We start from the raw sequence: 6,638 nt of genomic DNA, 5'->3' as shown, positions 1-6,638 counted from the left end.
CGGAAAAGGCGTCGAACTTCTTCACCATCTTTTTCCAGAACAACATAACAACAATCCTCGATTTGAAACATCGGCGCTATTTTAGTCAGCGCCGACAAATCGTAAAGTCTGTCGCCTCGTTCCGTTCCCGGGGAGGTGTAAACCTTTTTGGTCACCGCGTCGTCAAATACGGTTGCCGCAAATTTGACGGGGTTGACAATGGTTTACGCCATAAACCAGTAATAAAAGAGGCCAACCTTTAAGCCGAGGATCACGATGTAGGCACAGCAGTATTTCATGGTGCCAGACATAATCTGGTTGGCCTGACCGTCCATTTTAGTGGCTGAAACCGCAATGGCGATACTCTGCGGCGAAATCATTTTTCCCCCCGTTGCGCCAGAGGTGTTGGCCGCCGCCAGCCAGTTGGGATCGATATGCAGTTTGCTGGCGGCAATGGTTTGCAGTTTGCCGAACAAAATGTTCGAGTTGGTATCGCTGCCGGTAACAAACGTGCCCAGCGCGCCAATCACCGGGGCGAGGAAGACGTACGAGCTGCCGGTCAGATCGACAATCGACTGGGCCAGCGTGGAGATAATCCCGCTGAGATCCATCACCGTAGCCAGTGCAACGATCGCCATAATCGCCACAATGGAATTTTTAAGCTGGAAAATGGTTTTGATAAACACTTCCAGCATCCCGCGCGCGGACGCCCCCTGAATAAAGCCGCCGAGTATGGTCGCAAAGATGATCAGCATCCCCGGCGTGGTCACCCATTCAACCTTCAGCGCCAGCGTTTTGCCGTCGGCAAGCGTGAAATGCAGCACCGAGGCCAGTTGCGAGGCTGCGCCTTTTATCGTCGGGAACAGCGGCGAACACATCAGGATAAAGACAAAAATGAACAGATAGATAGAACCCACGCGGAACAACACTTTTGCCGAACGCGGCGTGGTTTCGCGGTTATGGCTGACTTCAATGCGCCACTCGGGATCGGTTTTCCCTTTGCGCAGGCGGCTGACCATCGCCACGGCAAACAGGCTGACCAGGCTACCGGCAAAGGCGGGTAATTCAGCACCGAGATGAATAGCGACAAAATACTGCGGAACCAGCGTGGTAATACCGCAAATCAACGTGATCAGAAATACGCCGCGAATGGCTTTCAGGCCACCGCCAATAATGCAGATAATCACAAATGGCAGCAGAATATTAAACAGCGCAAGCTGCAGAATAATGGTTCCGCCCAGGGTATAAACCGGCAGGTTAACCTGTTCCGCCAGAATTGAAACCGGGATCCCGACTGCGCCGAATGCGGTAGGAACGGTATTTGCCACCAGAGAGGCTATTGCCGCCTTCAGCGGGTTGAAACCCAGTGCGATAAGAATACCGATCGGAATGGCGACCGCTGTACCATAACCCGCCGCGGCTTCAAGAAATCCACCGAAACACCATGAAATCAGCAGCACCTGAATACGCTTATCTTCGCTAATGCTGGCGAGAATATCGCGCAGAATATCCAGCGCTTTGGTCGCCTGCATGACGTTATAACTGAAGATAGCGCCGAGGATCACAATCACAATCGGCCATAATCCCTTCAGTGCGCCATAGCCTATCGCGGCTTTTAGATTCTGTACGGGCATCTCCCAGAACACAGCCGACAGCGCTGCGGTGAATACTAAAGAGATCAGCACGGAATAATGGATAGGCATTTTCAATTTCAATATTAAAAATACCATCAGTAGTAACGGAGAGAGTGCCAGGGCAAACATAAAATATTCGTTCATTGCTATTCCTGATTGGTTTATTAAACCTGATTTATATTTATGGTGGGAAGGTTATATTGCCGGGTAAATAAAAGATGCAAACTGAATCGCTTCAGTGAATAAAGTAATTATGATTAATAGTTTTGTAACTATTGTAATCTTTTAATTAAAAATCAATGCCAGGTAAATATACTTAAGAGCAGGCTAAGTACCTATAAATAGTTATTTAATAACCTTTTTATTAATGGTAGTGACAGGAATGGTTATCACCTGAAACTATTTTTGACCGACTCATAACGCGGTGGTTTTCAATATAAAAATGTGAGCGAGGCCGAAAGAAATAAACCAGGGTATTGCATGTACGAGTTGATTGGAGGATTATTTGATTTTGTCATACAAATGAAAATACAGGCATTTAGGATGGTCCTGATATAAGAAGCGGAAATCGGCCATCTCAGGAGCATGATCCAACAAACACCATGAACCCAGACATCGGCAAAACCAGCAAACAGAAGACTGGGCGTGATATAGCGGTATCAAGCGCAATAAACAGAAATGAAGCAATGGAGTAGTTATTGTGAATGTAAATTTCTTTGTTACCTGTATTGGTGACGCCCTGAAATCACGGATGGCAAGAGACTCCGTATTGCTGCTGGAAAAACTGGGCTGTCACGTTAATTTCCCCGAGAAGCAAGGGTGTTGCGGTCAGCCAGCCATCAACAGCGGTTACATCAAAGAGGCGATCCCCGGAATGAAAAACCTGATCGCCGCCCTGGAAGACAACGACGATCCGATTATCTCCCCGGCAGGCTCCTGCACCTACGCGGTAAAAAGCTACCCGACGTATCTGGCGGATGAGCCTGAATGGGCGCTGCGCGCCGAGAAGGTTGCCGGACGCATGCAGGATCTCACCTCTTTTATCGTCAACAAACTGGGCGTGGTGGATGTCGGCGCCAGCCTGCAGGGCCGCGCGGTATATCATCCTTCCTGTAGCCTGACCCGCAAGCTGGGAGTGAAGGAAGAGCCGCTGACGCTGCTGAAAAACGTGCGCGGGCTGGAACTGATGACGTTTGCCGATCAGGACACCTGCTGCGGCTTTGGCGGGACGTTCTCGGTCAAGATGGCCGAGATATCTGGTGAGATGGTGAAAGAGAAAGTCTTACATCTGATGGATGCGAAGCCGGAGTTTTTGATCGGCGCTGACGTCAGCTGCCTGTTGAACATTGGCGGCCGACTGCAACGCGAAGGCCAGCCGGTCAAAGTGATGCATATTGCTGAAGTGCTGATGAGCCGCTGAGGGGAAAGAGATGTCGATAAAAACCAGCGATGTAGAGTTTAAACTGCGCATTCGTCAGCAGATCGAAGATCCGATCATGCGCAAAGCCGTGGCCAACGCGCAGGAGCGTATAGGTGCGAATCGGCAGAAAATGGTTGATGAGCTAGGCCACTGGGAAGACTGGCGCGATCGTGCCAGTCAGATCCGCGATCACGTTCTGAGCAACCTCGATGCTTACCTGTATCAACTCTCCGAGAAAGTGACGCAAAACGGCGGCCACGTTTATTTCGCAAAGACCAAAGAAGACGCTACCCGCTACATTTTGCAGGTCGCGCAGCGTAAAAATGCGAAGAAGGTGGTGAAGTCCAAGTCGATGGTGACCGAAGAGATCGGCGTCAACCATGTGCTGCAGGATGCCGGAATTCAGGTGATCGAAACCGATCTCGGCGAATATATCCTGCAGCTGGATCAGGATCCGCCTTCGCACGTTGTGGTCCCGGCGATTCATAAAGATCGCTATCAGATCCGCCGCGTGCTGCACGAGCGTCTGGGTTACGACGGCCCGGAAACCCCGGAGGCGATGACCTTATTCATCCGCCAGAAGATCCGCGAGGATTTCCTCAGTGCCGAAATCGGTATTACCGGCTGTAACTTCGCGGTGGCGGAAACCGGCTCTGTATGCCTGGTGACCAACGAAGGCAATGCGCGGATGTGCACCACGCTGCCGAAAACGCACATTGCGGTGATGGGCATGGAACGTATCGCGCCGACCTTTGCCGATGTGGATGTGCTGATCACCATGCTGGCGCGCAGCGCCGTGGGCGCGCGTCTGACGGGCTACAACACCTGGCTGACCGGCCCACGTGAGGCGGATAACGTCGACGGCCCGGAAGAGTTCCATCTGGTGATTGTCGATAACGGCCGCTCGCAGGTGCTGAGCTCAGAGTTTCGCGATGTGCTGCGCTGCATCCGCTGCGGGGCCTGTATGAACACCTGCCCGGCGTACCGTCACATTGGCGGACACGGCTATGGTTCTATCTACCCCGGCCCTATCGGCGCGGTGATCTCTCCGCTGCTCGGCGGCTATAAAGATTTTAAAGATCTGCCATACGCCTGTTCATTATGCACGGCCTGCGACAGCGTTTGTCCGGTTAAGATCCCGCTGTCAAAACTGATCCTGCGGCATCGTCGGGTGATGGCCGAGGAGGGCATTACCCCGAAAGCCGAGCGGCGAGCGATAAAAATGTTCGCGTATGCCAATAGTCATCCGGGGCTGTGGAAAGTCGGGATGATGGCGGGCGCACATGCGGCGAGCTGGTTTATCAACGGCGGCAAAACCCCGCTCAAGGTTGGCGCGGTTGGCGACTGGATGGAGGCGCGCGATCTTCCTGATGCCGACGGCGAGAGCTTCCGCAGCTGGTTTAAGAAACATCAGGCGCAGGAGAAAAAGAATGTATAACCGTACCGCGTTTTTAAACACCATCGCCCAGGCGCTGGGGCGCCCGCTGCGTTTTGAGCCGCAAGCGGATGCCGCGCCGGTGAACAACTATGCCAACGAGCGCCTGACCGAGCTTAGCCCGCAGCAGCGCTGCGATGCGTTTATCCAGTTTGCCAGCGAGGTGATGCTGGCCCGCTGCGAACTGACCCGCGAGGAACAGGCCGCAGAAGCCGCGCAACGCCTGTGCGAAGAGTTGGGGCAGCCGGTGGTCATCAGCGGCGACGGTCGGCTGGTGGAACTGGGCATCACCGAACGTCTGCAGCAGGAATGCAACGCCGTGGTCTGGGACCCGGCGCGAGGCAGCGAAAATATTACCCAGGCCGAGCAGGCGAAAGTGGGCGTGGTGTATGCCGAGTATGGCCTGACCGAGTCCGGCGGTGTGGTGCTGTTTTCCGCGCCGGAACGCGGGCGTTCAATCAGCCTGCTGCCGGAGTCCTCGATTTTCGTGCTGCGCAAAAGCACTATCCTGCCGCGCGTGGCGCAACTGGCAGAAAAACTGCATCAGAAGGCGCAGGCCGGTGAGCGTATGCCATCGTGCATTAACATCATCAGTGGACCCAGCTCGACGGCGGATATTGAGCTTATTAAGGTGGTTGGGGTGCATGGCCCGGTGAAGGCGGTGTATCTGATTATTGAGGATTGTTGAGGCAGGATGGAAAACCGCTCTGGCGCTGCGGGCCAGAGCGGTATCGACGTTATGCAATCATGCTGATGATCAATACGATAATCAGGCCAACCACGGAGTTCACCAGCTCCAGCAGACCCCAGGTTTTCAGCGTATCCTTCACCGACAGATCAAAGTAGCCTTTGAACAGCCAGAACGAGGCATCGTTGATATGGGTCAGGGTGTTGGAGCCCGCCGCCGTTGCCAGTACCAGTAACGCCGGATCGACGCCCACCAGTTGACCGGTTGCCGGGTCGAGGATGGCGGCGCTGATAATCCCTGCCGCCGTCATGGCGGAGACCACGCCCTGTCCGGTTGCCAGACGAATAAGCACGGTTATCAACCACGCCATGATGTACGGAGAGATATTGCCGTGCGACATCAGCATGCCGATGGTATCGCCAATGCCGGTATCAATAATGGTCTGCTTCAGCACGCCGCCTGCGCCGATGATCAGGATCACCATGGCGATGCTTTTCACCGCATTTTCAAAGGCGTTCATCACCCACTGCATGTCGTGACCACGCGCGGTACCAAACAGCACGAAGGCGACAACCATGGCGATAAACATCGCAATCGGCGATGAGCCTAAGAAGTTGACCACTTCCCACGCCTGCGTCCCTTTCACCAGCCAGATGTTGGCGATGGTGGTGGAGATCATGATGATTGCCGGGATCAGCGGCACCAGAATAGACACGCCGAAGGAGGGCAGATTGTTCTGGTCAACCGGTACGTCGGCCTTCATGAATGACGGTGTAGGGCGATCGAGGTTGCCGAGGAACTTCGGCAGGATAAGCCCGGCGCAGATCACGCTCGGAATGGTCACCAGAATACCGTAGATGTAGACCATGCCCATGTCTGCGCCGTAAGCGTTAACCAGCGCAACCGGACCCGGCTGTGGTGGGAACAGCGAGTGAGCGGTGGTGGCGGCGGCAACGGCAGGGATCGCCAGCTTGAGGAACGGGATCTTCGCCTCCGCGGCAATGACGATCACCAGCGGCGCCAGCATAATAAATGCCACTTCATAGAACATCGCCAGGCCGAAGATCAGACCAATAATGATCACTGACAGTTGCACATAGCGCAGGCCGAGTCGCGCCAGCAGCGTATGGGCAATCTGGTGCGCCGCCCCGGAATCAACCATCAGCTTACCGATGACCGCCCCGAATACCACGATAATCGCCAGCTCACCCAGCGTGCTGCCAAAACCGGATTTCATGGTGTGCAGCAGCTCCATTAAATCCATACCCGCCAGCATGCCGACCGAGAGCGCCGCCAGCAGCAGGGCGACCATCGAGTTTATTTTGAATCTTAGATTGAGCACCAGCATCAGACCGATGCCGAATACGACCCACAGAATATTGAGAACGTGCATATAACGTCTACCTTTATTGGTTGAACCATTATGATTTTGGTTGAGATGTTACATGTATTGGTTAACCATTGATGCGATGAATGTCACAT

General features: G+C 53.9%; 6 protein-coding genes. 4 read left to right on the top strand and 2 right to left on the bottom strand.

Features of this window, described 5'->3' with window-relative positions:
• The coding region (locus OGX91_RS15170; protein ID WP_286511321.1) for a hypothetical protein at window positions 1-242 on the top strand (242 nt) is incomplete at its 5' end.
• Here the strand turns inward: OGX91_RS15170 and OGX91_RS15165 are convergent.
• Window positions 204-1,757 carry an L-lactate permease gene (locus OGX91_RS15165; RefSeq protein ID WP_286626687.1) on the bottom strand — a complete coding sequence of 518 codons (1,554 nt, stop codon included), beginning with the start codon at window positions 1,755-1,757 and terminating at the stop codon, window positions 204-206. The genes OGX91_RS15170 and OGX91_RS15165 overlap by 39 nt on opposite strands.
• 556 nt (window positions 1,758-2,313) lie before the next feature.
• Here OGX91_RS15165 and OGX91_RS15160 point away from each other — a divergent pair.
• The 3 genes from OGX91_RS15160 to OGX91_RS15150 are packed head-to-tail and all read left to right on the top strand — an operon-like array spanning window position 2,314 to window position 5,156.
• A complete protein-coding gene (locus OGX91_RS15160; protein ID WP_005134137.1) occupies window positions 2,314-3,033 on the top strand; it encodes a (Fe-S)-binding protein in 720 nt (239 codons plus the stop codon).
• 10 nt (window positions 3,034-3,043) lie between these two features.
• Entirely contained in the window at window positions 3,044-4,471 is a 1,428-nt protein-coding gene (locus OGX91_RS15155; protein ID WP_286626685.1) for a LutB/LldF family L-lactate oxidation iron-sulfur protein, read from the top strand.
• On the top strand, window positions 4,464-5,156 hold the full coding sequence (locus tag OGX91_RS15150) for a LutC/YkgG family protein (RefSeq protein ID WP_286626683.1): 693 nt from the start codon (window positions 4,464-4,466) through the stop codon (window positions 5,154-5,156). Before OGX91_RS15155 ends, OGX91_RS15150 begins: the two co-directional genes overlap by 8 nt.
• A gap of 49 nt (window positions 5,157-5,205) precedes the next feature.
• Here the strand turns inward: OGX91_RS15150 and gntP are convergent, their stop codons facing one another.
• The gene (gntP, locus tag OGX91_RS15145; RefSeq protein WP_003033260.1) at window positions 5,206-6,549 is read right to left on the bottom strand and encodes a gluconate permease GntP; all 1,344 of its coding nucleotides are present in this window, start codon (window positions 6,547-6,549) and stop codon (window positions 5,206-5,208) included.
• Window positions 6,550-6,638: the final 89 nt, after the last annotated feature.

Source organism: Citrobacter sp. Cpa228 (assembly GCF_030333085.1).
Classification (GTDB): Bacteria; Pseudomonadota; Gammaproteobacteria; order Enterobacterales; family Enterobacteriaceae; genus Citrobacter; species Citrobacter pasteurii.
The sequence above is the reverse complement of the archived record's forward strand: the minus strand, read 5'-3'. Positions and strand labels throughout refer to the sequence as shown.